The 26,862-nt window shown below is 38.2% G+C and carries 22 protein-coding genes; 19 read left to right on the forward strand and 3 right to left on the reverse strand.

Translation table 11 applies throughout. From position 1 onward, the window contains the following. Window positions 1-11: 11 nt before the first annotated feature. Complete coding sequence (locus QBE53_00480) at window positions 12-1,433, reverse strand: ISNCY family transposase (GenBank protein WZL81617.1); 1,422 nt, start codon at window positions 1,431-1,433, stop codon at window positions 12-14. Between the two features lie 245 nt (window positions 1,434-1,678). Between QBE53_00480 and QBE53_00485 the strand changes: the two genes are divergently transcribed. From QBE53_00485 to QBE53_00535, 11 genes are all read left to right on the forward strand, one after another. Next, complete coding sequence (locus QBE53_00485) at window positions 1,679-3,106, forward strand: ABC transporter substrate-binding protein (GenBank protein WZL81618.1); 1,428 nt, start codon at window positions 1,679-1,681, stop codon at window positions 3,104-3,106. A 73-nt stretch (window positions 3,107-3,179) separates the two neighbouring features. After that, entirely contained in the window at window positions 3,180-4,022 is an 843-nt protein-coding gene (locus QBE53_00490; protein WZL81619.1) for a sugar ABC transporter permease, read from the forward strand. Beyond that, entirely contained in the window at window positions 4,022-4,864 is an 843-nt protein-coding gene (locus QBE53_00495) for a carbohydrate ABC transporter permease (protein ID WZL81620.1), read from the forward strand. Before QBE53_00490 ends, QBE53_00495 begins: the two co-directional genes overlap by 1 nt. Window positions 4,865-4,883: 19 nt before the next feature. Next, window positions 4,884-6,362 (forward strand): 4-alpha-glucanotransferase, encoded by a 1,479-nt coding sequence (gene malQ, locus QBE53_00500; GenBank protein ID WZL81621.1) that lies wholly within the window; start codon window positions 4,884-4,886, stop codon window positions 6,360-6,362. A gap of 40 nt (window positions 6,363-6,402) precedes the next feature. Then, window positions 6,403-7,434 carry a LacI family DNA-binding transcriptional regulator gene (locus QBE53_00505; GenBank protein WZL81622.1) on the forward strand — a complete coding sequence of 344 codons (1,032 nt, stop codon included), beginning with the start codon at window positions 6,403-6,405 and terminating at the stop codon, window positions 7,432-7,434. Window positions 7,435-7,481: 47 nt separating this feature from the next. Continuing rightward, the gene (locus QBE53_00510) at window positions 7,482-8,639 is read left to right on the forward strand and encodes an iron-containing alcohol dehydrogenase (GenBank protein ID WZL81623.1); all 1,158 of its coding nucleotides are present in this window, start codon (window positions 7,482-7,484) and stop codon (window positions 8,637-8,639) included. Continuing rightward, window positions 8,623-10,074, forward strand: a complete 1,452-nt coding sequence (locus QBE53_00515; protein WZL81624.1) for a diguanylate cyclase — start codon at window positions 8,623-8,625, stop codon at window positions 10,072-10,074. Before QBE53_00510 ends, QBE53_00515 begins: the two co-directional genes overlap by 17 nt. 93 nt (window positions 10,075-10,167) lie before the next feature. Further along, on the forward strand, window positions 10,168-11,085 hold the full coding sequence (locus tag QBE53_00520; GenBank protein ID WZL81625.1) for a TerB family tellurite resistance protein: 918 nt from the start codon (window positions 10,168-10,170) through the stop codon (window positions 11,083-11,085). Window positions 11,086-11,093: 8 nt separating this feature from the next. After that, window positions 11,094-12,074 carry a DMT family transporter gene (locus QBE53_00525; GenBank protein ID WZL81626.1) on the forward strand — a complete coding sequence of 327 codons (981 nt, stop codon included), beginning with the start codon at window positions 11,094-11,096 and terminating at the stop codon, window positions 12,072-12,074. Then, window positions 12,046-13,107, forward strand: a complete 1,062-nt coding sequence (gene pdaA, locus QBE53_00530) for a delta-lactam-biosynthetic de-N-acetylase (protein WZL81627.1) — start codon at window positions 12,046-12,048, stop codon at window positions 13,105-13,107. Before QBE53_00525 ends, pdaA begins: the two co-directional genes overlap by 29 nt. Window positions 13,108-13,208: 101 nt before the next feature. Beyond that, window positions 13,209-14,624: a glucose-6-phosphate isomerase gene (locus QBE53_00535; GenBank protein WZL81628.1), complete on the forward strand. Its 1,416-nt coding sequence runs from the start codon at window positions 13,209-13,211 to the stop codon at window positions 14,622-14,624. Between the two features lie 114 nt (window positions 14,625-14,738). Here the strand turns inward: QBE53_00535 and QBE53_00540 are convergent, their stop codons facing one another. Then, window positions 14,739-15,017, reverse strand: coding sequence for a hypothetical protein (locus QBE53_00540; GenBank protein WZL81629.1), 279 nt, complete (start codon window positions 15,015-15,017; stop codon window positions 14,739-14,741). Between the two features lie 243 nt (window positions 15,018-15,260). Here QBE53_00540 and QBE53_00545 point away from each other — a divergent pair, with 243 nt between their 5' ends. Continuing rightward, a complete protein-coding gene (locus QBE53_00545) occupies window positions 15,261-16,181 on the forward strand; it encodes a hypothetical protein (GenBank protein WZL81630.1) in 921 nt (306 codons plus the stop codon). A 51-nt stretch (window positions 16,182-16,232) separates the two neighbouring features. Here QBE53_00545 and QBE53_00550 read toward each other — a convergent pair whose 3' ends face one another. Then, window positions 16,233-17,105, reverse strand: coding sequence for an aldose 1-epimerase family protein (locus QBE53_00550; GenBank protein WZL81631.1), 873 nt, complete (start codon window positions 17,103-17,105; stop codon window positions 16,233-16,235). Between the two features lie 142 nt (window positions 17,106-17,247). Between QBE53_00550 and QBE53_00555 the strand changes: the two genes are divergently transcribed. From QBE53_00555 to QBE53_00585, 7 genes are all read left to right on the forward strand, one after another. After that, the gene (locus tag QBE53_00555) at window positions 17,248-18,258 is read left to right on the forward strand and encodes a LacI family DNA-binding transcriptional regulator (GenBank protein WZL81632.1); all 1,011 of its coding nucleotides are present in this window, start codon (window positions 17,248-17,250) and stop codon (window positions 18,256-18,258) included. Between the two features lie 53 nt (window positions 18,259-18,311). Then, a complete protein-coding gene (locus tag QBE53_00560; protein WZL81633.1) occupies window positions 18,312-19,922 on the forward strand; it encodes an alpha-glucosidase in 1,611 nt (536 codons plus the stop codon). A 33-nt stretch (window positions 19,923-19,955) separates the two neighbouring features. Next, window positions 19,956-21,263 carry a sugar ABC transporter substrate-binding protein gene (locus QBE53_00565; GenBank protein WZL81634.1) on the forward strand — a complete coding sequence of 436 codons (1,308 nt, stop codon included), beginning with the start codon at window positions 19,956-19,958 and terminating at the stop codon, window positions 21,261-21,263. 66 nt (window positions 21,264-21,329) lie between these two features. Further along, on the forward strand, window positions 21,330-22,211 hold the full coding sequence (locus QBE53_00570; protein WZL81635.1) for a sugar ABC transporter permease: 882 nt from the start codon (window positions 21,330-21,332) through the stop codon (window positions 22,209-22,211). Next, on the forward strand, window positions 22,204-23,028 hold the full coding sequence (locus tag QBE53_00575) for a carbohydrate ABC transporter permease (protein ID WZL81636.1): 825 nt from the start codon (window positions 22,204-22,206) through the stop codon (window positions 23,026-23,028). The genes QBE53_00570 and QBE53_00575 overlap by 8 nt, the downstream gene beginning before the upstream one ends. Then, window positions 23,028-24,866: a hypothetical protein gene (locus QBE53_00580; protein WZL81637.1), complete on the forward strand. Its 1,839-nt coding sequence runs from the start codon at window positions 23,028-23,030 to the stop codon at window positions 24,864-24,866. The genes QBE53_00575 and QBE53_00580 overlap by 1 nt, the downstream gene beginning before the upstream one ends. Further along, a complete protein-coding gene (locus QBE53_00585) occupies window positions 24,856-26,778 on the forward strand; it encodes a glycoside hydrolase family 31 protein (GenBank protein ID WZL81638.1) in 1,923 nt (640 codons plus the stop codon). Before QBE53_00580 ends, QBE53_00585 begins: the two co-directional genes overlap by 11 nt. Window positions 26,779-26,862 lie beyond the last annotated feature (84 nt).

The following is a 26,862-nucleotide window of genomic DNA, read 5'->3' on the forward strand; positions in this document are numbered from 1 at the left end:
CCGGAGTCGTCCTAGTTGGACAGTACTTCCTGCGTATAGCAGGCAGACTCAAAGTCAATCCGATGGCGTTGCTGTTTTGCAAAGTTCGCAAATGTAGCCTGGCGCCATGGATGGTTGATAGGGGGAATGGTTTGCTTCTTAGGCTCGGATATTTTTGATAGGCTGTCAAAGTTAATCGAAGAGTATTCATGTTCAGGAATGAGCCTTAGGGCATAGGTTTCATCATTGATTGAAGTATAGAGCTGGTTATCGAAAGCTTGGATAACTAGAGATTTAGTACCTTTATAAAAGTGCTTAGGCAAACCATCTCGACCTGTTGGCATGTAATAATGCTTGTTGTAACGGATGCAATGACCATTATCGATTTTGCGGTCAGAAAGCACGGCAAGAATGAGGTTAATTTTTTCCTGAGGGGGTTGCTTTTCAAAGACACTTTTGATATGCTTGGAGTCTATTGCGAACTGAGCATTGTATTCTTTTATGTAGGAGTTCAAGAATACGTTGGCTTGCTTAGTCGTTGTCACACCTTTCAGTCGAAGTTCGACTGGAAGGCGTGATTGCAAAGTCTGGAACAACCGTTCAACCCGACCTTTGGCTTGGGGGATACTGGTGGTCTTAATATCAACTCCCAACTGATGACAAGCATAACTGAACTGAGTGAAGGTATCGGCTTCGATAGAAGCGGATCTTTTTTGTTTGTATTCAAAAACAGTGCGTCGGTCGGTATAAAACATATAGGGAATTCCATAATTGGATAGGATTTGATGGAATACGTTGTAATAGCCGTTAAGTGTCTCCTGTTCGTCGAAATAGGCGCCTACAATAGAGCCAGTAGCATCATCGATGGCGATGTGAAGTTGGGACTTTGTCTGACCGTACCATTGGTGGATGGAGGCGTCCATCTGCAACATTTCACCAAAGAAGGAACAGCGGGGACGGCGGGGATGGGCATCATCGATGTCGACCAAGGCAGTGTCGATTCTTTTGATGTCCTTTTTCGCTTTTGCCATTTTTTTCATAGCCTTGAGCCTTTCCTTCATCCTTCGTTTGGTTTTTCGGTTGGCCTTGGGTGATAGGATGAATTCGGTACTTAGAATGTTGTTGATGGTTGTGGCAGAAACCTGAATATGTTCGTACTTTGCCAAGAGTTCTTGGAAATGTGAGAAGTTGGCATCATAGTACTTGTTGCGGTAGAGATCCAAAATCTTCTGACGGGTTTCGTCATCAAGTGTGATGCTAGGCTTTCGCCCTTTGTTACCATGCTGGAAATAACCTTTGCCGTTTGCTTTGTAGCCGGCAATCATTCGGTTCACATGGCGAACGGAACAGCCGATCTTGATGGAAGCATTGAGTTTGTTACCGTTAGTTTCAACAAGTTTCTTGATAATTTCATATTTGTGATGTTCTTTCATGTTAAGTTCAATTTTTCGCATAATATAACCTCGTTCGTTTAGTGAGTTTCTATTATACGACATCCTTTCCCTTTGGGACATAATCAAATGTGGTTACTTAAGACATTATCAGATATGAATCAGAATATTGTATAAGAAAATAAAAAGGCTATTGCATATTTTTGGAGATTATGCTACTATACTGTTAACGGTTCCGGTAACGTTACTGATAACGTTGCCGAGAACGTTAACAAGAAATCAATCAATGATAGAAGGAGAGAAAACACATGAAAAATTGGGTGGTCAAAGTTTTAGCATTATCAATGGTTTTGGTTTTATTTGTAGGATGTAGTGGAGCGGGAGATTCATCAAATGATTCAAGCGACAATGCATCAACTGATACAGAAACACAAACAGATGCAAATGCCTCAGATCAATCAAATGAAACTGCTGACGGAAGTGGTGAAGAAGGTTCCGTATATTTCTTAAACTTTAAACCAGAGATTGAACAAGTATGGCAAAAAATCGCAAAAGAGTATACAGAAAAAACAGGTGTTGACGTAAAAGTTGTTACAGCTGCAGCAGGAACTTATGAGCAGACGCTTCGTTCTGAGATTGCAAAAAGTGATGCCCCAACATTATTCCAGATTAATGGACCTGTTGGCTATGAAGCTTGGAAGAGTTATACAAAAGATTTATCGGATACAGACTTATACAGTTGGCTGTTGGATAAGAGTTTAGTTGTATCAGGAGATGACGGCGGAGTCTATGGAATCCCTTATGTTGTTGAAGGCTATGGAATTATCTATAATGATGCTATCATGGATCAATACTTTGCATCAGCAAGCAAAACAACATCCTTTACTTCTATGGATGAAATCAATAACTATGCAGCACTTGAAGCGGTTGTTGAAGATATGACAGCGATTAAAGATGAATTGGGTATTCAAGGTGTTTTTGCATCAACATCATTTTCAACAGGTGAAGACTGGAGATGGCAAACACACTTAGCTAACTTACCGATCTATTATGAATTCAAAGAAAAAGGTATTGGTGATGCGGCAGAAATCGATTTAACTTATGGACAAGAATACAAAAATATTTTTGATTTGTATATTAATAACTCAATTACTAAACCAACACTTTTAAGTTCAAAAACAGTTAACGATTCGATGGCAGAATTTGCACTTGGTCAAGTTGCCATGGTTCAAAACGGTAACTGGGGATGGGGACAAATTAATGGCGTTGATGGTAATGTTGTTGCAGAAGAAGACGTGAAGTTCTTGCCAATATACACAGGTGTTGAAGGCGAAGAAAGTCAAGGGCTTTGTACCGGAACAGAAAACTTCTTTAGTATTAATGCACAAGCATCAGAAGCGGATCAACAAGCATCAATTGCATTTGTTGAATGGCTATTTTCATCCGATGAAGGTAAAAGCTATGTAACAAATGAGTTTGGTTTTATCGCTCCATTTAATACATTTGGTGATGATGAGACACCAACAGATCCATTAGCAAAAGAAGTATTACGCTATATGGCAGATGAATCATTAACATCTGTTTCATGGAACTTTACAGCATTCCCTTCACAGCAATTCAAAGATATTTTAGGCTATTCACTTCTTGATTATGCACAAGGAACAGGCGACTGGTCAGGAGTTGAGACAGCATTTGTTGAAGGATGGAAAGACGAAAAAGCGGCTACAGCGCAATAAATTAGATCTGTTTTCTATAACAATCATGAGGGTAAGCTTGCGCTTACCCTTTCACTAACTAAGGAGGAATTTTATGCAAAAAGCAATAAAAAAATATTTTTTTATTTTTGTTTTTCCCACGTTATTGGCGTTTATTGTTGTCTTCGTAGTGCCTTTTTTAATGGGAATATATCTGTCGTTTACTGAATTTACAACAGTAACGGATTCGACATGGGTAGGACTTGATAACTATATTAAAGTGTTTAAAGACCCGACTTTTGTACAAGCTATGGGCTTTACTGGGGCATTTACAATTGTATCTGTCATTTCTATTAATGTACTTGCATTTACGATTGCGTTGTTATTGACGCGGGGAATTCGAGGAACCAATATCTTTAGAACGGTATTTTTTATGCCAAACCTTATTGGAGGAATTGTCCTTGGATATATATGGCAATTAATTTTAAATGGAATACTGTATAAGTTTGACCGTACGTTGACCTTTGCTCCGGAATATGGATTCTGGGGACTGATTATTTTAATGAATTGGCAGATGATTGGATATATGATGGTTATCTACATTGCAGGTATTCAAAATATTCCGGGTGAACTTAATGAAGCTGCTAAAATCGATGGCGCTTCAAAATGGCAAATCTTAAAAAATGTCACGATACCTATGGTTATGCCGTCATTTACCATTTCATTGTTTCTTACATTGACGAACTCATTTAAGCTATTTGACCAAAACTTGGCATTAACAGGAGGCGCACCGGCGGCAAAGACAGAGATGCTGGCGTTAAATATTTATAATACATTTTATGGTCGTGTAGGATGGGAAGGTGTAGGCCAGGCCAAAGCCGTTATTTTCTTTATTATCGTTGCAGCGATTGCATTAACCCAGTTAAGTATCAGTCGTAAGCGGGAGGTACAACAATAATGAAAACAGTGAGAAAATATAACAAATTTGAAAAACCATTGATTGTGCTTTTTATCCTCTTATCGGGAGCCTTCCTTTTCCCGATTTTTGAGATTGCTATGAACTCCTTAAAAGGTCGTTTTTTTATTGCAGATGATCCTTTTAGTCTGCCAACAAAAGAAACTTTTGTCGGCTTGTTAAATTATACCGAAGGTGTCGGCAAAACAGGCTTTTTTCAAGCGTTTGGATGGTCGGTTTGGATTACGGTTGCTTCAGTTGCCGTTATCATTTTATTTACTTCAATGACCGCATGGTATATTGTTCGCGTGGATAATAAGGCAACATCTGCCTTATATTATTTATTTGTATTTGCAATGATTGTACCGTTTCAGATGGTGATGTTTACCATGTCAAAAGTAGCAAATATACTTCATTTAGATAATCCTTTAGGCATTATTTTTGTCTATTTGGGGTTTGGAGCTGGTTTAGCAGTATTTATGTTTAGTGGATTTATCAAATCTATTCCGTTAGAGATCGAAGAAGCTGCGATGATGGATGGATGTAACCCGGTACAGTTGTTTTTTAGAATCATTATGCCAATCCTTAAGCCGACAGCAATTACTATTACAATATTGCAGACGATGTGGATATGGAATGACTATCTGCTTCCCTACTTAATTCTTGGGACGGACTATAAGACCATACCGATTGCGATACAATATCTGCGTGGTGGGTATGGATCCATTGATATGGGAGCGATGATGGCGATGTTGGTTTTAGCAATATTACCTATTGTTATCTTGTATCTCTTTGGTCAGAAGTATATAATTGAAGGTGTAGTAGCCGGAGCAGTAAAAGGTTGATAAAAGAAAGAGGATGGATATGAGAAAAGCCGGAATATTAATGCCTATAGCAAGTTTGCCGTCACGATATGGTATTGGCGCATTTTCAAAAGATGCATATGACTTTGTCGATTGGCTCGTCGAAGCGGGACAAAGTTACTGGCAAGTTTTACCATTAGGACCGACAGGATATGGAGACAGTCCATATCAATCATTTTCAACATTTGCAGGAAATCCCTATTTCATTGACTTAGAAGAACTCGTACAGCAAGGCTATTTAACATACGAACAATGTGAGGCATACGATTTTGGGAAAAACCCAAGATATATTAACTATGAAAAAATATATCAAGCGAGATATCAAATCCTTCAACTTGCTTATAAGCAGAGCAATATAATGGAAGAGGAAGGGTTTCATCAGTTTGTAACGCGTGAAAAAAAGTGGCTTGAAGATTACGCTCTATATATGGTCATTAAGGATATCCATGAAGCAAAAGCTTGGAATCAATGGCCAAAAGAACTTAAAGAGCGCTCACCTCAAGCAATAGAAGCCGTTAAAGAAAAGTATTCAGAAGAAATAGGTTTTTACGAGTTTCAGCAATATATGTTTCACCGACAGTGGCAAAAACTTAAAACATATGCAAATCAAAAAGGTATTCAAATCATTGGAGACATACCTATTTATGTGGCTTTTGATTCTTCAGATGCCTGGGCTTCGCCGCAGCTTTTTGAGTTCAACGAACAATTGATGCCCTATAGTGTGGCAGGCTGTCCACCAGATAGTTTTTCAAGTACAGGACAATTATGGGGTAACCCGCTCTATAATTGGCAGCAACATAAAAAGATGCAGTATTCTTGGTGGATACAAAGACTTGAGCAGTGTTTTAAATGGTATGATATGGTACGCATTGATCATTTTCGGGGATTTGATGAATTTTATTCGATTCCAAGTGGTGACAAAACAGCGGAAAATGGATGCTGGAAAAAAGGACCTGGATATGATATATTTAAACAAATAAATGAATCATTATCAGATGCAAAAGTTATTGCAGAGGACCTTGGATATTTAACGGATACTGTGGTTGAACTCCTTAGACAAACAGGATATCCGGGAATGAAAGTTTTACAGTTTGCCTTTGATTCAAGAGAAGAAAGTGACTATTTGCCGCATAATTATACACAAAACTGTGTTGTATATACGGGGACGCATGACAATGATACTGTAAAAGGATGGTATCAAGCCATTTCACCCCAGGATAAGAAGCTATGCGATGAGTATCTTAATATTCGCTCGGATGATGCAGACAATATTCACTGGTACATGATTCGATCAGCGCTCTCAAGCGTTGCAAAAATAGCAATAATACCTATTCAAGATTATCTTGGCCTAGGAAGTGAAGCAAGGATTAACACACCATCGACACTAGGGAATAATTGGCATTGGAGATTATATCATAATGAACTAGGTTCTGCATTGGCAAAACATGTAGCACATATGACCAGACTATACGGACGATAAACGGAGGCTATGCAAAGAAAAAAGTTTTGGGGGTCTTAGAGTGAATACAATAACGATTAAAGATATTGCAAAGATATGTGGTGTGGGAGTAAGTACGGTATCGCGAGCGATTAACAATCATCCGGATATTAATAAGGAAACAAAGGACTATATACTGTCGGTAATTAAAGAGCACAATTATATTCCAAATAATAGTGCGAGAAATTTAAAACGCATCGAGACCAATGCGATTGCTGTTTTGGTCAAAGGGATTACGAATCCCTTTTTCACCGATATGATTAAAATCATGGAGCATGAAATTGAAAAACGCAAGTATTCATTAGTCTTACATCATGTTGAATTTAACGAAAATGAAATTGACGTCGCTCTAGAGTTGATTAAAGAAAAACGACTACGTGGTATTGTCTTTTTAGGAGGACACTTTAGTCATTCGGAAGATAAACTCAAAAAAATCCCGGTTCCATTTGTCTTAAGCACGATTGGCGGTATAGTTGATGAAAATAATCGCGAAGGATATTCGTCGGTTTCCGTCAATGATATTGAAGAAAGCAAAAAAATCGTCGAGTTTTTATTGGACCAAGGACATGAAAAAATAGCGATTATCTGTGCAGAAGCCAAAGATGAAAGTATTAGTGCATTAAGGCTTGAGGGATATTATAGGGCGCTTCGTAAGCACCATATTAAACCAAATCCATCATGGGTCTTTCGAATGCATAGTGATATTGAAGAATATTCCATTGAAAATGGGTATAACGTTGCAAGGGAAATTCTTGAATCCAAAGAAAACTTTACCGCTATTTATGCGATATCGGACATGCTTGCCATGGGCGCATGCAAGGCGTTGATTGATGGAGGAAAAAGTATACCTAGAGATTATTCTGTAGTTGGGTTTGATGGGATTAAGTTGGGAAAATATTACAATCCATCCATTACTACATTGGTTCAACCGGTCGATACGATTGCCTATGAGACCATACAATTACTTTTTGATGTCATTGAAAATGACAAAAAACATAAACACTTGACATTTGAAGGAACATTAGCTATTCGAGAATCAACAAAAGTGTTATAATAGAATGTGTCTAACCTATACGAGTATTCCTTTAAAGAGGTGTGTTTATGGAGCTGAGAAAATTTGTGGCACCAGAAATAATTAGCGGTTACCAAGCCAGTTTGCTTGTTGGACGATATTTAAAGCACTTTGCATCAAGATGTCCAATGGTGGTAACAGATCAGAACTTGGTACAATATGATTGGTTCACGCAGATTATGGAGTCTATTCGTGATGCTGTGGACGATGTAATTTTGTATACTGAGGTCACAGTGAACCCCAAAGATTATGAAGCGATGAAAGGGGCAGAGATATTTTTGTCCAAAAATTGCGACTTGATCATTGCCATTGGTGGTGGAAGTCCGATGGATTGTGCAAAATGTATTAGCATTGTCTCGACAAATGGTGGACATATATTGGACTATGAAGGGGTCGATGTGATTAATCTCCCGGGACCACCACTCATATGCATTCCTACAACAGCGGGAACAAGTGCAGATGTTTCTCAGTTTGCTATTATCAATGATGTAGAACAACAACTAAAAAAGACAATTATCAGTAAAAAAGTAGTGCCGGATTTGGCACTTATAGATCCGGTTCCGTTAATGACAAAAGATCGTTATTTAACGGCGTGCACCGGTATAGATGCATTAACACATGCGATTGAAGCATATGTGTCGAATGCCCAATCTCCGATAACAGATGTTCATGCACTAGAAGCCATAAAGCTTGTTCATGAAAATCTTATAGAGGCTTGCTCAGCCAAACGGAGTATTGAGACTATGTATAAGATGATGATTGCATCCTTATCCGCAGGACTCGCCTTTTCCAATGCCAGCCTTGGAGCGGTACATGCCTTAGCGCATAGCCTTGGAGGACGTCTGAATCTAGCACACGGTGAATGCAACAGTATCTTATTGGACCGCGTTATTGATATAAACTATACGAGTGCAACAAAACGATACGATACCATTGCGCAGATTTTTGGTATTGATATTAATCAAGGAAGGACAAAAGAGGCTCTTATTCAGTATATCCAAAATATACGTAAGACATTAAATATTCATGATCAGATTATTGTGTCAGATATTGATATACATGAGGAGTCCAGAGAGATGCTTCTTCAGGATTTAGTGGAAGGAGCCATCAATGACCCTTGCATGGTGACGAATCCAAAACAATTAAGCGAGGCTGAAGTGAGGTATATATATGAGCAAATACTCTAGGGAATCGATTATCGGTCTAGGGGAAGCTTCTTTTCGCAAGAATTATTACCCGGAATTACAAGAAAAAATTGTGGATTTGGAACGGATGAATCTTCGTAATGAAGCCTTGATTCGAGCGATTCCAGATATTATTCTTATCAGTGACTTGGAAGGGAATTTATTGCCTTTTGGGTCTTCTTTACGTCGAGAAAAAAAATTGCTCGATCAGATGTTGAATACAGAGCATGTTCTTACCGTTCTTAGAAACTGTGTAGGTAAGATTGGGCAGGAAAAAGAGCGTGTACAGTGTGCGTTTGAACTGGAAGTGGATCAGCAGCAGCGATACTTTGAAGTAAGGGCACATGCAACAGAACTAAACGAAGTACTTATCCTTATTCGAGATGTCACAACTGAATCACAGTTAAAGAGTCGCTTGCGATTTATGGCAGAACGCGACCCGTTGACATCATCATATAATCGTTGGTCCTTTGAAGAAAAGATGGAAAAGTATCACGAAAAAAATGAATCGAATTTTGGGCTTCTGGTTTTAGATATTGATGGACTCAAGTTTATTAATGATACATTAGGACACTTTCATGGTGATGAAGTCATAAAAAAAGTTAGTCGTATGATGCACAAGATTTTGGGCGAGGGTGCCTATATTGCCCGAATCGGTGGGGATGAATTTGGTGTCTTAATTAACAATGTCCAAAAAAAAGAATTAGAACAGGCACTATCAGATATCTATGGGGAAATTGGGCAGATGAATCAAAAAGAAGGTGCTATTCAAATAAGTGTATCGGTAGGATATGCTCTTCATGAAGAGGGATATATAGATGGCGTTAGCTTATATCAGGAAGCAGATAACAACATGTATCAGAATAAATTGTTGAAGACTTCAAGTTATCGCAGTAATCTTGTCAAATCCCTCATGAAGGCTTTGCAAGCCAGAGATTTCATTACGGAGGGACATGCAGATCGTATGGATGAGCTTGCAGAGGCGATAGGACGGCGTATGGGACTTTCTTCAGTTGAGTTGGACCGTATTGCATTACTTTGCAAATTCCACGATATTGGAAAGGTAGGGATTCCGGATTCTATCCTCAAGAAGCCGGGAAAACTGACGGAAGAAGAATATAAAATCATGAAGAATCATGCAGCTATAGGTGAGCGTATTGCACTGGCTTCAGGAGAGCTAAAAGAAATTGCACATCTTATTATGAAGCATCATGAACGTCATGATGGTAAAGGATATCCAATAGGACTTAAAGAGATGGAGATACCGATTGAATGTCAAATTCTTTCAGTGGTGGATACCTACGATGCCATGACAAATGATCGACCTTATCGCAAGGCGCTTAGTAGAGAGACGGCTATCAAAGAAATTGTCGCTTATCGCGGGACGCAATTTTCTCCAAAGGTTGTCGATGCTTTCTTAGAGGTAATGCAACGATAAAGGCAGTGCTAAAGCTTTAATGAAATTTTAATAAAGTTTATATGAATATCTCCTTGTTCAAGGGTATAATATGAGAAGAAGGAGTGGATGACGATGCAAATTATAGAAGCATTATTTTCGTTGTTTTTTACATTATTTACAGGTGTGTTGAATATAGCTTTTCGATTAATCGCGGCAGTTGTTGCAGGAATTGTAGCAGCTATTAAAGGGCGCAATCCTTTGTTTTGGGGGGCGTTGACCTTGATTTTTCCTTTAACGATATTGATAGTCTTTTTCTTACCAACAAAAGAGTATCGCGTTAAATCCTATTTAACGAATAAGCGGGAATTTCAACAAGGGAATATAGTTGTTAGTGCACTGATGGCATTAACCGCAACAGTAGCCAAAGCTGACGGACAGGTAACAAAGGAAGAAGTGACAATTATTCGCCAATTTGTCATGCAAAATTTTCGAATGTCCAAAATGGAACTTAATCAATATGAAGAAGCTTTTAACTATGGAAAAGACCATCCTGAGGAAATGAATGAGTATATCCGCATCTTAAAAAGTTACCATCATCAACGCGATTTTATTATGTCGATTAGTTATTTATTGGTGATGATAGCAGCCAAAAGCGGTGTGGTATCGGAGAAGGAAGATCAGCTTGTTCGACGCATTACTCTTGAATTAGGATTAACGGCATACGAATACGAAAGTATCAAACGATATATTGTTGGACATATGTCAGGTGCAAATGCAGGATATGGTCAATCCGGTTCAACAAATTATAATCAATATACCCAGAGTGTATCAAAAGAAGCGCTCGTTGAAAAATATACAAAAGTATTAGGTGTTCCACAAAATGCCGATGAAGGCACAATAAAAAAGGCGTACAGAAAATTAGCAAAAGAGTACCATCCGGATAAAGTAATGTCTGAAGGCATGCCGGATGAATATGTTGAATATGCAAATAAGCGTTTTTCAGAGATTAGCCATGCCTATGACCAGCTTAAGACGCTTGTATTTGAATAGGAGTTATTATGAACAAGAAAAGAATTATTAACCAATTGGCACTAATTTTACCTGCGGCACTGAGTTGCTTTTTGTGGGCAACGGCTATTCCGACCTTGAAGATCAGTTATGAACTGCTTGATATTCCGGCAGATGATATCTTTAATCGGTTTGTGCTTGCAGGTATTCGTTTTTTATTGGCAGGTGTATTGATTGGAGTATATCTTCTCGTTAAAGAGAAGAAGATTCCAATGCTAAAGGCGGCCCAATGGAAGACAATTATGGTCTTTGGGTTACTCAATACCACGCTACAATATATGTTTTTTTATACGGGAGTAGGTAATACAGGAGCAATCAAAGGTGTTCTTATAGATACATCAAAGCCTTTGATTGTTGTCATTTTAGCACATCTATTAACACAAGATGATAAAATTAACGTAAACAAGATTATTGGACTTATTATTGGGTTTGCAGGAATCATCCTGGCAAATCTTGAAAGTGCAGTAGGTGGAGGAATCAACCTTGAAGTGACATGGATGGGAGAAGGCGCCCTTGTGCTTGCTTCTTTGGTCTATGGTTTGGCGGTTCTTTATGGCAAGAAGGCGATGAAAACGATATCATCTGTTGTGCTCAACATGTATCAGATGATTTTTGGGTCGATTATTTTACTTGGTGTGGGTCTTATTGGAGCTGGAGGCTTTAATCTTGTCTTTAATATGCATGCACTTTTACTGTTGATATATTCAGCCTTTTTATCGGCGATTGCTTTTGTGGTTTGGTATGGACTGATTCACAAATATAACGCATCATCAGTGACAATATATATATTTTTGATTCCGGTTTTTGGATCCATTATCTCTTCCATTATTTTTCCGGAAGAGAACTTATCCATTTTTGTGCTTATCAGTCTTTTATTAATGACCATAAGCATTAACCTTGTGAATCGAAAAGGACAGACGAAAAAAGAGAGGATGACTTACTATGAAATTGAAGAAAATTCTACACCTTAGTGTAGTGGCAAGCTTGATGCTGGTACTGTTAACAGCTTGCCAAGGAGAGCTATATACACCAGATTCAGCCTCGGGGCAAGAGACGGATGATTATGTCGAAGTAAGAGTGGAAGCCCCTGAAAGTGAAACTGAGGAAACACAAGATACTCAAGATACAACGCAGGAAGTTGTGGATGTGGAAGAAGTGGATGAGGCTCCAGTGGAGACGCCGGAAGAAGAGCCCGAGACAGAAGCGTTGGAAGAAGAATCAGAGCAAAAACCAGAGCAAGGCATTACAGTCGAATTTGCAAATCAGTTTGACACGGAGGATACATATGACTTGGAGCTAGATCCCAGCACGTTGGACAATACGGATACGAGTTGGTCCTTTAGACGTAACAAAGATCATAGTCCGGTTACAGGCTATTATGACCTAGACTTAGAGCGCTATGGGGCCTATTTTATCAATCAGGAGGCATCAGAAGAAAAAGTAATGTATCTGACCTTTGACGAAGGCTATGAATATGGGTTCACACCGAAGATATTAGATGTATTGAAAGAAAATGACGTTCAGGCAGCTTTTTTTGTAACGAAGTATTTTATAGATAAAGAGCCGGAATTGATTCAGCGTATGGTCGATGAAGGACATATTGTTGCTAATCATTCCAATACCCATCCGGCCTTTCCATCGTTGACGGGCGACGAGATTTATGATGAGTTAAAGACGACCAATGACCGCTTTAAAGAGGTGACGGGACAAGATATGGATCCGTTCTTTAGACCACCTATGGGAAAATATAGCGAGCGAAGCCTTTACCTTGTTCGCAAACTGGGATATCGAAGTATTTTTTGGAGTATGGCATATGCAGATTGGGATGTCAACAAACAACCGGGGAAAGAGGTTGCCTACAATCATGTCATGGATAACTACCATAATGGAGCAATTATCTTATTGCATGCGGTGTCAGAATCAAATACACAGGCTCTTGATGATATTTTAAAATCGATGAAAGAAAAAGGCTATCGTTTTGGAAGTTTATATGAATTAGAATAGCATTTTATTGGCGGCTAATCCTTTACACCAAGGTTAATTTTATATATAATCATAAGGAATCGAGTAAAGAGCGTTTAGAGTTTATAGGAGGAATAAAATCAATGAATAAAGAAGCAATGAAGCTACGGTTGGATTTTAACAACATGATGGCAAACTTGATTGGCGAGCACGGTATTAGCGAAGAGGATTTTGCAAAACTTGAAGCTAAGATTGAAGCGGCTGAAAAAGGGATGGTCGAAAAACGCGCCAATGGTGGAATGGACTGGAGAGACTTACCTTATAATCAGGATGCTATTGTTGAAGATATTGTCAATTATGTAGAGGAAAATAAAGACTGGGTTGAATCCTTTGTTGTTCTAGGTATTGGTGGGTCAGCACTAGGACCAATTGCTGTTCAACAAGCAATCAATCACCCCCATTGGAATGAATTATCCAAAAAAAAACGTAAAGGATATCCAAAACTTTATGTTGTCGACAATGTGGATCCGGAAAAATTGGTTGCATTGTTTGATGTTATTGATTTAGAGACTTCTCTATTTAACGTTATCTCAAAATCAGGTGGAACCAGTGAGACCATGTCTCAATTTATGATTATCAAAGAAATGATTGAAAAAGAGCTTGGAAAAGATGCAATCAAAAAGCATATTGTTGCAACAACAGATGCGTCCAAAGGAACCCTTCGTCCAATAGCCGATGAAGAAGGTCTTAAAAGCTATATCATCCCAGCAGGTGTAGGGGGAAGATTCTCCGAGTTGACACCTGTAGGATTGCTACCGGCAGCTATGTGTGGCATTGATATTAAAACACTGCTCGAAGGTGCAGCTTACATGGATGAGCTATGTAAAACAGACGATACGTTCAAAAATCCGGCACATATGTATGGATTATTACAATATATCTCCATGCAACAAGGGAAAAACATCTCGATTGTTATGGCATATGCAGATGGATTAAAATATATTGCTGACTGGTATGCGCAGTTGTGGGCAGAATCTTTAGGGAAAAAATTCGACCTTGATGGTAAGGTGGTTAATGTAGGACAAACTCCGGTTAAAGCACTCGGAGCGACGGATCAACATTCACAGGTTCAACTTTATGCAGAAGGTCCACATGACAAAGTGGTTCTCTTTATGGGCGTTGATAACTATCGTTCAGAGATTACCATTCCAGAGATTTATGGTGATGTGCCTAACCTTGGATTCTTAGGCGGAGCAACCCATAATAAGCTTATTCAAACAGAACAAATGGCGACAGAGTATGCTTTGTTTAAAGCAGAACAAACCAACATGACATTAACGGTTCCTCAGATTAATGAGTTTACAGTAGGACAGATTCTTTACATGTTCGAGGTGGCTACAGGGTTTGCTGGAGAACTGATGAACATCAATGCTTTTGATCAACCAGGCGTTGAAGAAGGTAAAAACGCAACATATGCTATGTTTGGACGACCAGGTTATGAAGAGAAGAAAAAAGAGCTGGATGCTCGCCCAGAGAAAAAAGAAAAGTACATTATTTAAGGGCTCTTTGGATTAAGTAAAGTTATATATGTCAGAATAAAAGCTGATACGAACGAAAAAAAACGTTTGTATCAGCTTTATTATGTTCTTAGCAAATTCGACTTTAGCATTTTGCTATATCTTTTTGTCCTCTTCAATGATTTCGATTTCAAAGTAATCAAAATCGATGCTCTCAATAAATTGGTCATCGTGAAAGCTTGTCTTGGAAAACATGATGAGTTCTTTGGTGTTTTTATCAAACCAGTGTGGACGTTCCAAATCGAAATACTCACAAAATTGCTTAATGGCTTCATGTATTTTCTGATCTTTTGATAGGTCGCTATCTTCAATGGCTACGACATAGTCCTTAACAAAGCGCGTGTCTTTAATGATTTTTCCCCAAATACGGAACATAGTTTTATACCTCGTTGAATTTATGATTTTGCAACTTATACGACAATAATGCATGCTGTATAAATAGAGTATACGTGTAGAGCGAAAAAATGTAAAGGTGTGATCATTGATTTTTCATTCGAAATAGTTTGTCGATTGTCAGCTGTCAGCGGACCAAAAGGTAAAATTATTGTGCTATGCTAGATTCATGTTGTATGGATACATGATAGATTAATAAATACAAAGGAGAGTATAGGAGAGATTATGAAGGCAAGTACAATTTATTTTAGTACAATGAAGTTTGTGTGGATGAAATTATTATTAGGTTTGGTTGTCGTAATAGTAGCCGCAGTTTTATTTGTTCCATTTCTTCTGATTGGGACGATGTTTGATTTTACAGGACTTATGATGGTAATGATTGCATGGTTGGCATGCGTATATGGAATCAGACACCTTGTTATGCAGTATTTTGGATATATGGTAAAAGCCGGACATGTTGCCGTGATTACGGAGAGTATGATTCAACAAAAGATACCAACAAATTATTTTGAATTTGGGCTTCAGCAAGTGAAGGAAAAGTTTGTATCATCTAATGCTTTTTTTATTGTCGATAAGCTCATCTCAGGAGCAGTACGACAAATTCAAGGGAAGATGGAACGTATTGGGAATTGGCTAAATCATATTCCGGGAATAGGCGTTATTGTTCAAGTCCTTAATTTGTTTATATCTATTTCCTTAAATTATATTGATGAATGTTGTTTAGGCTATACTTTTTATCAAAAAGATGAAAATACATTTAAGAGTGCCGCAAAAGGCATCGTTGTGTATGCGCAAAATTGGAAAAAGATTTTAAAAAGTGCTGCAGTCACAACAGGGGTCGTTCTTTTGGTCATGTTTGGTACGGTGATTAGTTTATTCTTTGGATTTAGTATTTTACTATCTGCTTTTAATATTCAATCAGGATTTGCAATTATTCCGGCAATCTTTTTAACGTTAGCGATTAAGTCTTCGTTTATTGATAGCTGGATTCTAGTTAAGACAATGTGTACATATATGGAGATTGTTCCCGAAACAACGGTTTCCTTTGATTTATATGGAAAATTATCCAAGATGTCATCGCATTTTAGAGATTTATTGCATCAAGGAGATGTCTATGAAGAGCCATTAAGTGAAGCCCAAATATAAATATACTTAAAAAAATAACCGATATGCTTAAGCATATCGGTTATTTTATATCTATTCAATAGCGATACTTAATTGAGCTTCGAATGTTTTACCCGGTTCCAGCAAGACAATGCCCGGCTTTTTGGAGATGTCCCCCGTAAAGCCTAGCGGATCCCCATGACCTTGCCAGGGTTCAATACAGATAAACGGTGCATCGGCAGGTTGCCAGATGCCTAAGTCTGGTAAGTTGTCCCAGCTTACCGTGATACGTTCAGGTGTGGCATCAGAGACGAGACGAATGGAGTTAGAACGTACGTCCTTAAAGACGATGGCTCCAGTGTAATAATCTTTGGTCACTAAGGGAAGTACAGAGGAGTTTTTCATCCAAGGGGTGCGGTCGTTGAGGTCAATGAGATTGCCATTGAGTCCGATGCGCTCAAGCGTTTCAGCATGACTAAACTCTAGACGCCACTGTTCCAGGCGGTCAGTATTACCCGTAGGGCAGATAAACGCAGGATGGGTACCCAGTGAAAAAGGTAAGACGTCTGTACCTGTATTGTTAACAAGGTAGTCAATGGTAATACAGTTGTCTTTTAAGGTATAGATAAGCTCCAAGACAAAAGTAAAAGGATAAACCTTTAATGTATCTGAGTTTTGCGTCAAGCGAAATACAGCGCGATTCGCGCTGGACTCGGTGAGTTCAAACTCTGAGCGTCGTGCAAAACCATGGTTTCCCATGGAGTAGTAGTGTCCGTTAATAAGTATCTTATCTTCGTTAAGGCTCCCGATAAGTGGAAAAAGAACTGGAGAGCGTCCGGTCCAAAAGGCAGGATCTCCTGACCACATATAGTTAGCATTACTTTCGTTTAAAAAAAAGTGTGTTAATTCGGCGCCTAAGCTGTTAATGGTAGCGGTTACCTTTGCATTTTGTAGTGTGATTTCCATGTTTACCTCCTCGATTGCTTTGTTTTATAATACCATACTTAATAAAAGAATAATATTGAAAAACAGATTATTGATTGACAAAGGAAAAAAATCGTTGTATCATATAGGTATAACGTTAAACCAAATGATGGAAGTGAACACTATGGCGACAATAAAAGAAATAGCAAAATTATCGGGCGTAAGCCCAATGACTGTATCCAATGTCATTAATAAGAAACACAGTAAGGTTTCTCAAAAAACAATTGAAAAAGTAGAAAAAATTATTAAAGAGTTGGACTATGTACCCAATATGTCGGCAAGGTCTCTTGTAGCGAAGCATTCGAATATTATCGTTTTGATTATTCCACAGACACTAGAAGATGACCCGGACAAAGACTATGCGATGAAAAACCCTTTTTATGGAGAATTTATTAATAGTATTGAATATAATCTTAGAAAAAAAGGATGTTATATGATGTTAAGGTTTGTCTCAGAAGATGAAGAATACCATCAATCGCTGAAGGTGTGGAATGCCGATGGTGTGATTGTCTTGGGAACAGACCAGCAACAATTTGACCTTAACTTAGCTCGAATCGATATCCCCTTAGTTATGGTTGACTCTTATGTCAACGAGCAAGACAGTTATTGCACAGTTGTCAGTAATGACCGGGATGGGGGAAGAATCGCTGCAAGTTACTTATTAGAGCGGCAATGCAAGAAGTTTGGCGTAGCCTGTACCGATATTTCACAAAAAGGGGTTTCCCAAGAACGTTTTAACGGTTTTGTGGATTGCTTAAGTAGTCATGAGATTCAGATGGAATCTAAGCATATCTTTCAAGGATATCCTTCTTATGAGTATGGATTGCAGATCGCTGAAAAAATTAGTGCATCTCATATTGACGGGGTTTTTGCAACCTCGGATATGTTGGCCTTTGGGATTATGGAGGGACTGCAAAAATTAGGGCTGAACGTACCGGAAGATGTATCAGTCATAGGATTTGATGGATTATTTGTCAGTGAGTTAAGTAGTCCAAAATTAACAACAATCAAGCAAAATATTCAAGAAAAAGGTCGAGAAGCCGTGGACTTAATATTAAAGGTGAGACAAGACAATGCTTTTAGGGCAAGGGTGGTATTGCCGGTGAGCCTATTAAAAAAAGAATCAGTAAAATGATTTTTTTTTACCAAAAGAGTATAACGTTAAACCTGAAAAGGATTTAAGGAGAAATGAAGATGAAATGGTGGCAAGAAGCAGTTGTATATCAAGTGTATCCGAGAAGTTTTAAAGATAGCAATAATGATGGTATCGGGGATTTGCAGGGAATTATTTCAAAGTTGGATTATATCGCATACTTGGGCGTTGATGTGATATGGCTATCGCCGGTATATCAATCCCCTAATGATGATAATGGCTATGATATTAGTGATTATTATGGGATTATGGAAGAGTTTGGAACGATGGAGGATATGGAATTACTTATCCATGAAGCATCCTTAAGAGGAATTAAAATTATTATGGATCTAGTAGCCAATCATACATCAACATCCCATGAATGGTTTGTGCAAGCGACCAAGGACCCAAGTTCAAAATACCATGACTACTATTATTTTCGAGAGAATAATGGTCAAGTTCCCAATGATTTGCAATCCGTTTTTTTAGGTAGCGCATGGACATTACATGAAGACTTAGATGCGTACTATCTACATATGTTTGCAAAGACACAAGCAGATTTGAACTGGCATAACCCAGAGGTACGCCTTGAACTTTATAAGATGATTAATTGGTGGTTGGAAAAAGGGATTGGAGGATTCCGATTAGATGTTATTGACTATGTAGCCAAGGATATTGACAATAAAATTATTACCGATGGCCCTCTTTTGCATAGCTACATACAAGAAATGACACGTCACACCTTTAATAATTATGATGTGTTAACAGTCGGTGAGACATGGGGAGCGGATACCCAAAAAGCCATTGCATATTCAAACTTAGATGGATCAGAGTTATCAATGATTTTTAATTTTTCACATATTTTACTGGATCAAGAAGGTGAAGAAAAATGGGATTATAAGGAAGTAGACCTCATAGAGCTTAAGAGAAATTTTGAAGAGCGCCAAAGAGGATTGTACCAAAAAGGATGGGATGCCTTGTTTTGGTGTAATCATGATTTGCCAAGAATTGTTTCAAGATGGGGCAACGATCAAAAGTATCGCACAGAGTCGGCAAAAATGTTGGCGACTATTTTGCACCTGATGCAAGGAACACCGTATATATACCAAGGAGAAGAACTTGGTATGACTAATGTATGCTTTGATTCGATTGAGGATTATCGTGACATTGAAAGTATTAATATGTATGCAGATAGACGCCAAAAAGGCTATAGTCATGAAGCGATTATGGATTCGATATATCATATAGGAAGAGATAATGCAAGAACACCTATGCAATGGGATGATAGTTCATATGGAGGATTTTCAGAGGTTAAACCTTGGATCGGGGTCAATGCGAACTATCAAGAGATTAATGTATCTAGGCAGCAAGCGGATACAAGTTCAGTATTGTCTTACTATCGACGATTAATTGAACTTCGTAAAAAAAGTCAATATCGTACATTGATTCGCGAAGGTAGTTTTGAGTTAGTCGAGGCACAACATCCTGATGTTTTTGCATATAAACGTCAGTACAAGCAAGAAGAAGTATTGGTGGTATGTAACTTTAGAGATTATCCGGTGGAATTCTTAGAAAAAGGAGAGAAAGTCATTCTTTCCAATTATGATACATTGGGTGAAGGTAACTTTTTGAGACCGTATGAAGCCATTATCTATGGTCTTAATTAAATCATATAAGTTATAATAAAAGGAGAAGAGCATATGAAAAAAATGAAGGTAGTAGTTGTAGCACTATTGGTAGTGATGATTATGGTATCTAGTTGTGCTGGGGAGACGCAACAGACAAACCAAGAAAACGGGACACAGGACAATATGGAGGCGTCAACAGAATCTTCGACAGATGGTACAGATGGAGAAGCAAAGGATGTGGAGATTGTCTTTATGAATTACTCATCATCAGGAGCTAATGAAGAGGTACTAGGACAAATGGTTGAGGCTTTTGAAGCTAAGAATCCATCAATTAAAGTAGATGTCCGTACGTATGGATTTGAAGATTATTTTCAACAACTAGCAACATCTATAGCCGGCGGCATGACACCGGATGTTTTTGAACTCAATATTGAAAACTTTAGAGCTTATGCAAGCAAAGGGGTTTTAGCAAAAATCGATGGCATAGATACATCCAATATACATCCGACAACGCTAGAAGCATTTGCAATTGATGGTCAGCAGTATGGCTTGCCTACAAAATTTTCCAATATTGTTATGATCTATAATAAAGACTTATTTGACCAAGCGGGAGTGGACTATCCGACGAATGAGTGGACATGGGAAGAAGAACTTCAAGCGGCCACTAAGATACGTGCCATGGGGGAAAATTATTTTGGTGTGTATCGACCGATTCAGACATGGGAGTTTTATAAAACAGTGGTGCAAAATGGTGGAAGTATGATGAACGAAGATCAAACTGAATTTACCCTTAACTCGCCGGAAAATGTAGAAGCACTACAGATGATGATTGATCGCGTGAATACATATAATGTAACGCCGAATATGGATCAAATGGGCGGTATGGGAGATTGGGACCTCTTTAAATCCGGTCGCTTAGGAATGCTGGTGACAGGTATTTGGGCATTTTCTGATTTTAAAGATTCCATTGATTTTAATTGGGATATTGTCATTGAACCAGGAATTAAACAAAAGGCAACACACTTCTTTTCAGATGCTATTGTAGTAAGTGAAAATACAGATAAAAAAGCAGCAGCCATTGAATTTGCATCCTTTATTTCTGGAAGTCCAGAAGCAGCGGCCATTCGCTTAGAAGCGAATTGGGATTTACCTGTAGCACTTACGGATGAAGTGACACAAGAATATCTTGCCATCACTCCACCTGAGAATAAGCAAGCTGTGATTGATTCCCTAGACTATCTTGTTATGGCGCCATCGCTTGAGGACTTTAACGCAATTGCAGATACGTTAAATGATTACTTGGAGCAGGCCGTTATGGAAGTATTAACACCACAAGAAGCTCTAGATCAAGCGCAAGAAGAAATATCAGCACAATACTAAGTGGTCGTTCAAGATCCTTGAATCATCAAGGATCTTGAAACACTTTCTTCAAAGCAGGAGGTCAACATGAAATTATTATTAATGCGGAATAAAAAGTGGATTGTACTTTTTTTGATTCCAAGTGTCATAGGATATATGATTTTTTCACTTATTCCAATGATTGCTACAGTCTATCTTGGGTTTAGTTCATGGGATATAATCAGCGGCAAACCAGAAATGATAGGTCTAAGCAATTATATTAAGATTTTCACAACAAAAGAGTTTTATCAAGTTATGTTAAATACATTAAAGTATATTGTAATTTATATTCCACTGATGGTGGTAACATCGATGTTTATCGCCGGATTATTTAATACTGATGTTAAATCTGTAGGTGTTTTTAGAGTCCTATTGTTTATTCCTGTATTAACCTCATGGGTGGCAGGTGCGATGATCTGGAGAACGGTTTTAAGCTCTCAATATGGTTTAGTCAATAACTTTCTAGCGGTTTTTGGAATTGCAGGACCTGGATGGTTAACGGATCCGAAGTGGTCTATGGTTTCGATTGCCCTTGTGAGCGTTTGGAAGGATATCGGATTTTTTTCTTTGATAATTTTTGGAGGACTTCGAAATATTAATCCTTCAATTATTGAAGCGGCAAGAGTAGATGGTGCCAATCGGGTCAATGTATTTAGATATATCACCTTTCCCATGGTAACACCAACTTTATTTTTTGTCCTTGTAACGGCTATTATTAACTCATTTCAGCTTTTTCCACAGGTCATGGTAATGACTCAAGGAGGGCCATTAGGATCAACACAAGTGATGGTGGAACGTATATATACCTATGGGTTTAAGTATTATCAAATGGGATATGCGGCGGCTTTAGCACTTATGCTATTTGCTATGATTATGTTAATCACCTTGATACAGATGAAATTACAGAAAAAGTGGGTGTACTATGAATAAAAAAATAAAACTAAGAAGCCTATCCATCGTTATCTTTTTACTTTTTTTTACCACGATAAGCTTAATACCGTTTTTTTGGATGATATCTACATCGCTTAAAAATAGTGGAGCCTTGATGGCAATTCCTATAGAATGGATTCCAAAAGAGGTCTCGTATGATGCCTATATAAAAATTTTTACCAAGATTCCTTTTTTACAATCTTTGGCAAACAGTGTGTTAATTACACTTTTTTCGACCATGATTACGTTGACATCTGCAAGTATGGCAGCATTTATCTTTGCAAAGTTTGATTTTAAATACAAAAAAATACTCTTCACACTTTTTTTGGCCAGTTTGATGATTCCAATTCAAGTGACAGGCATTCCGATGTTTATCATCCTTACAAAGTTTCAATTAACCAATACATACTTAGGTGTCATTGCACCATCGATTTTTAATGTATTTGCAGTATTTTTGCTTAAACAGCACATGACTAATATTCCTAATGCATATATTGAAGCCGCTGTTTTAGACGGAGCCGGCTTTGTAAAAATATTTTTAAAGATTGTGGTTCCAATGAGTATTATTCCTTTAACGACACTTTTTGTCATTAATTTTATGAATTATTGGAATGATTATTTTTGGCCTTTAATCATTTTAACGGATCCCAACAAGATGACCTTGCCAGTTATACTAAGTAAGATGAATTCTCAATATGCAACAGAATATAATACACTAATGGCCGGAGCCCTAATTTCATTGCTTCCTATATTAGTGGTATATGCCTTTGCGCAAAAGTATTTCATCAGTGGAATTCAAGAAGGAGGAATCAAATAATGCGATATCCAGGACTTGCATATGTGGGCAATGGTCAGTTGGTGGGCTTATATGGCTTAAACGAGACAATACATGATCAAAAATCCATAGGGCTTCAGCATTTATATGTAGAGAACTATGAAACAGATTATATATATTCAGCATTATCCGTAGTGCAAGTAGATGATTGTTGCTATTATGGCGATCGCATAAAACCGCTTGCAGGACATCCTCAAAAACAGAAAAGTGCACAAAGTACATCTGAAAAAGGCTTTGTTTTCACCGATACCTTTGCGTATGAAGCGTTTGAGAAAAAAGATCGGATGTACTGTGCCAATGATACGTCCCTCGTGTTTGAGTGCCAAGTGAAAAATACAAGTCAAAAAGAGCTCAAAATGCAAATATCTAGTCTCATTGTTACAACTAATCATGAGAATCAGCTGTATAAAAAAGAAGATGAGGTTCGCCTGACCCACGATAATCAATGCCTCTATGTCCAGACTCAAGATGAGCAGCTGGTTTGTCGAGCATCCAAAGAATCACCGAGTGGCTTTATGTATCGAGGTATTCAAAATCTTTTGTATAAGGAAAAGCTTTTTGAGGAAGGGACCATAATAAGTCAGCAATCACTCGTTGTATCCTTGACAAAGACGATTCACTTAAAACCTTTTGAAAGCCATACATTTAAGTGGGCAATTACCACGCAAAAAAAGAGGGTGGATTTTGAAAAAAGCGAACAAACTGCGGTAACATATTGGCAACAATGGTTAGCGAAGACGCGTCATAAAGTTATCGAAACAAGTATTCCCAATCTTATTGCGCTCAAAGCGGTAAATATGAATGGGTTTATTCCGGCGGACTTAACAGGGCACTATTTTGCAAGCGATAATGTGAGCTTTTATGTACGAGATGCTTTACATGCGGCGAGAGCCTTTTTATACAGTGGATATTATGATGAATGCAAGCAGATTATTGAATGTGTAGACCAACTGCAACGAAGAGAAAATCATGAAATCTATCAGCGCTATAATGCACGACGCTTACCGGATGAAGGGGCTAACAACAATGTGTTTTCCCAGATTGACTTTATAGGCTATCTTTTGCGGGTTGTTGCAGATTTCTATCATCTTACACAAGAGCTTATTCTTCCGCTGCCCCAGTTAATAGAGGATGTGCATATATTGGAAAACATTCCGCAAAAAAACGGTCTATACGGCCCTGAAGGCGGTGTTAATGAAGGGGTTTACGGGCCTGCGTATATTACATCAACCAACATATTTATAACCGGCGGTATCATTGGTCTGGTCGAAATCATCCAAAAAGAGCAGGACCCAGTGTACAGCCAATACCTACCCGGGCTGGTGCAAACAATCCAAAGCCTTATTACATCCATTAATCGGACGTATTTAGAGGAGGGATATTTTGCCTATGGCTATGTTGAATATGATGAACAACTCGTTAAGCGCTATGATACACCCCAATTGTTCGGAGCCAGTTTAGGATATCCAATGGATACAAAGTATATCCAAAACTTTTATACCTTGTCGAAGATAGCGCTATATTATGACTATGGCTATGGATATAGCGAACAGCAGTATCATGATGGACCTTGGCTTTTTAATACAGCATTTGCAGCTCAAAATGCTTACTTACTTAAAGATAAAGCGCGCTACGATAAAATTATGCAGTGGATAGATGCGCATAAAAATGCTTATGGTTTGTTGCCAGAAGCTATTGATGCACGTGATGAGAATAACAGTTTTATAAATCCGCTTATGTGGGCCAATGCGGAATATATATGTGCCCAATATAGTCATATTATTCAAAAAATTCGAAATGAGGTGTCCTATGATCGCTGAAACATTAAGTATACAAGGTAATGATATATACAGAGATGAACACATTACGGTTCGATATGTTTCTGGAGAGGTTACTATAGAATGTACCTATAATCATGTTTATGGATTGGGAGAGCGTTATAACCACATCAACCATAAGGGGAAAAAGGTAGAAAATGTTGTGGAGGAACAGTTTTGCCATCAAGGGGAGAAGACATATTTCCCATTACCCTTTTTTATGCTGGATAATGGCTATGGCTTTTTTGTTGAATCGAAAAAAGAACTTAGCTTTGATTTAGATATGCCAATGCATATAAAAAATTTGGATGTTAAAAAAGATAGACTTGTTATCTTTAAGGGAAGTTATAAAGAATGTATCAAAGACTTTTTGACGTTGACGGGAGCGACCAAAAAAGCACCCGATTGGGTCTTTGGTCCTTGGATATCTGCACATCGATGGAATTCACAAAAAATGGTTGAAGCGGTTCAAGAAAAACTACGTACGATGGACTTCCCCATCACAGCCCTTGTCTTAGAACAATGGTCCGATGAAGCAACCTTCTATATTTTTAACGGTGCAACCTATCCAGACAAAGAGGTGCTCGCATATGAAGATTTTTCTTTTGAGCATAGCCCTTGGCCAGATCCAAAGGCAATGATAGATAAATTACATGACGATGGCATCAAGTTGCTATTGTGGCAATGTCCTGTCGTTAAATATATTCCAGAAGAAGAACCCTATAACCTACGCCATGCGAAAGAATGGGAAAGGGCTCAAAAGGAACGCCTTGTGTTATGGGCAGAAGATAAGCCGTACTTTATTCCAAAAGGGCATTGGTTTAATGGATCCATGGTTCCGGATTTTACCAATCCCCAGGCAAATCAATGGTGGTTTAATAATCGGCAGTATTTATTGGATATTGGAGTCGATGGCTTTAAGACTGATGGAGGAGAATTCATCTATAGCGAAGTGACAAATCATGTACAAGAAAATCAACAAGAGCTTAAGAATAATTATTCCTTGGAATATGTGCGCGCCTATTCTCAATTTTTAGGAGACAATCGCGTGGCCTTTAGTCGCGCGGGTTATGTTGGTCAGCAGACATACTCCTTACAGTGGGCGGGGGATCAAAAATCGACCTATGATGAACTGAAGGCAATTTATCGAGCTGGGATTAATGCAAGTCTATGTGGACAAATGCATTGGGGATTTGATATCGGTGGATTCGCAGGAGAATTACCTTCCCTCGATCTGTACTACCGTGCAAATCAGCTGGCGCTTTTTTCACCAATTATGCAGGTACATTCTGAACCGGTTGGAGGGCAGTTTTCTGCAACAGATCCTACACGCGCCTTTAATAATGAACGTACGCCTTGGAATATGGCTGGAAATGATGGAGAAGTTCTAGATGATATTCGCAGGATATATAACATGCGTATGAACTTATTGCCCTATATTTACTGTGAATATTTAAAAGCCTTGGAACAAAAAACTACTTTGATGAAGCATATGAATATTGATTATGTAGGCGTTTTTCCAGAAGAGCAATTTCTCTTTGGCGATTTAATCATTGCGCCGATACTTAGTAAAGATCAATCTAAAGTTCAGGTGGTATTACCAGAAGGTGACTATTACGACCTTTTTACACAGAAAAAGGTTAGCGATAAGGTTTTCATGGATCACTTATCCATAAAAGACATGGCAGCTTTTGTTCCTGAGGGAACAGCTATCGTTACACAAAAATCAACATTGATGCCTGAATCCATGACCAATGCCCTAGAGATGGACACCTTATATTTTCACTTGTATGGAGAAACGGGAACCTATAATTATAAGGACAAAAACAATGCACTAACCATAACCTGGACATCCTCAGAGGTCAATATTGAAGGTGACCAAACAAGTCAAATAAACTGGCAGCGTGTGCTATAAAGGTATAACATCACAAGATACGGTCACATTCATATGAATGTGACCGTTTTAATTGAATAAATATTGACATGCTTCTTAATACGT

Source organism: Vallitaleaceae bacterium 9-2, from assembly GCA_038396585.1.
Taxonomy (GTDB): Bacteria; Bacillota; Clostridia; order Lachnospirales; family Vallitaleaceae; genus UBA1351.

Bases quoted from the DNA above. Each gene is read 5' to 3' on its own strand.
- QBE53_00480 (WZL81617.1), bottom strand. From the start codon at position 1,433: ATGCGAAAAATTGAACTTAACATGAAAGAACATCACAAATATGAAATT.
- QBE53_00485 (WZL81618.1), top strand. From the start codon at position 1,679: ATGAAAAATTGGGTGGTCAAAGTTTTAGCATTATCAATGGTTTTGGTT.
- QBE53_00490 (WZL81619.1), top strand. From the start codon at position 3,180: ATGCAAAAAGCAATAAAAAAATATTTTTTTATTTTTGTTTTTCCCACG.
- QBE53_00495 (WZL81620.1), top strand. From the start codon at position 4,022: ATGAAAACAGTGAGAAAATATAACAAATTTGAAAAACCATTGATTGTG.
- malQ (WZL81621.1), top strand. From the start codon at position 4,884: ATGAGAAAAGCCGGAATATTAATGCCTATAGCAAGTTTGCCGTCACGA.
- QBE53_00510 (WZL81623.1), top strand. From the start codon at position 7,482: ATGGAGCTGAGAAAATTTGTGGCACCAGAAATAATTAGCGGTTACCAA.
- QBE53_00515 (WZL81624.1), top strand. From the start codon at position 8,623: ATGAGCAAATACTCTAGGGAATCGATTATCGGTCTAGGGGAAGCTTCT.
- QBE53_00520 (WZL81625.1), top strand. From the start codon at position 10,168: ATGCAAATTATAGAAGCATTATTTTCGTTGTTTTTTACATTATTTACA.
- QBE53_00525 (WZL81626.1), top strand. From the start codon at position 11,094: ATGAACAAGAAAAGAATTATTAACCAATTGGCACTAATTTTACCTGCG.
- pdaA (WZL81627.1), top strand. From the start codon at position 12,046: ATGAAATTGAAGAAAATTCTACACCTTAGTGTAGTGGCAAGCTTGATG.
- QBE53_00535 (WZL81628.1), top strand. From the start codon at position 13,209: ATGAATAAAGAAGCAATGAAGCTACGGTTGGATTTTAACAACATGATG.
- QBE53_00540 (WZL81629.1), bottom strand. From the start codon at position 15,017: ATGTTCCGTATTTGGGGAAAAATCATTAAAGACACGCGCTTTGTTAAG.
- QBE53_00545 (WZL81630.1), top strand. From the start codon at position 15,261: ATGAAGGCAAGTACAATTTATTTTAGTACAATGAAGTTTGTGTGGATG.
- QBE53_00550 (WZL81631.1), bottom strand. From the start codon at position 17,105: ATGGAAATCACACTACAAAATGCAAAGGTAACCGCTACCATTAACAGC.
- QBE53_00555 (WZL81632.1), top strand. From the start codon at position 17,248: ATGGCGACAATAAAAGAAATAGCAAAATTATCGGGCGTAAGCCCAATG.
- QBE53_00560 (WZL81633.1), top strand. From the start codon at position 18,312: ATGAAGATGAAATGGTGGCAAGAAGCAGTTGTATATCAAGTGTATCCG.
- QBE53_00565 (WZL81634.1), top strand. From the start codon at position 19,956: ATGAAAAAAATGAAGGTAGTAGTTGTAGCACTATTGGTAGTGATGATT.
- QBE53_00570 (WZL81635.1), top strand. From the start codon at position 21,330: ATGAAATTATTATTAATGCGGAATAAAAAGTGGATTGTACTTTTTTTG.
- QBE53_00575 (WZL81636.1), top strand. From the start codon at position 22,204: ATGAATAAAAAAATAAAACTAAGAAGCCTATCCATCGTTATCTTTTTA.
- QBE53_00580 (WZL81637.1), top strand. From the start codon at position 23,028: ATGCGATATCCAGGACTTGCATATGTGGGCAATGGTCAGTTGGTGGGC.
- QBE53_00585 (WZL81638.1), top strand. From the start codon at position 24,856: ATGATCGCTGAAACATTAAGTATACAAGGTAATGATATATACAGAGAT.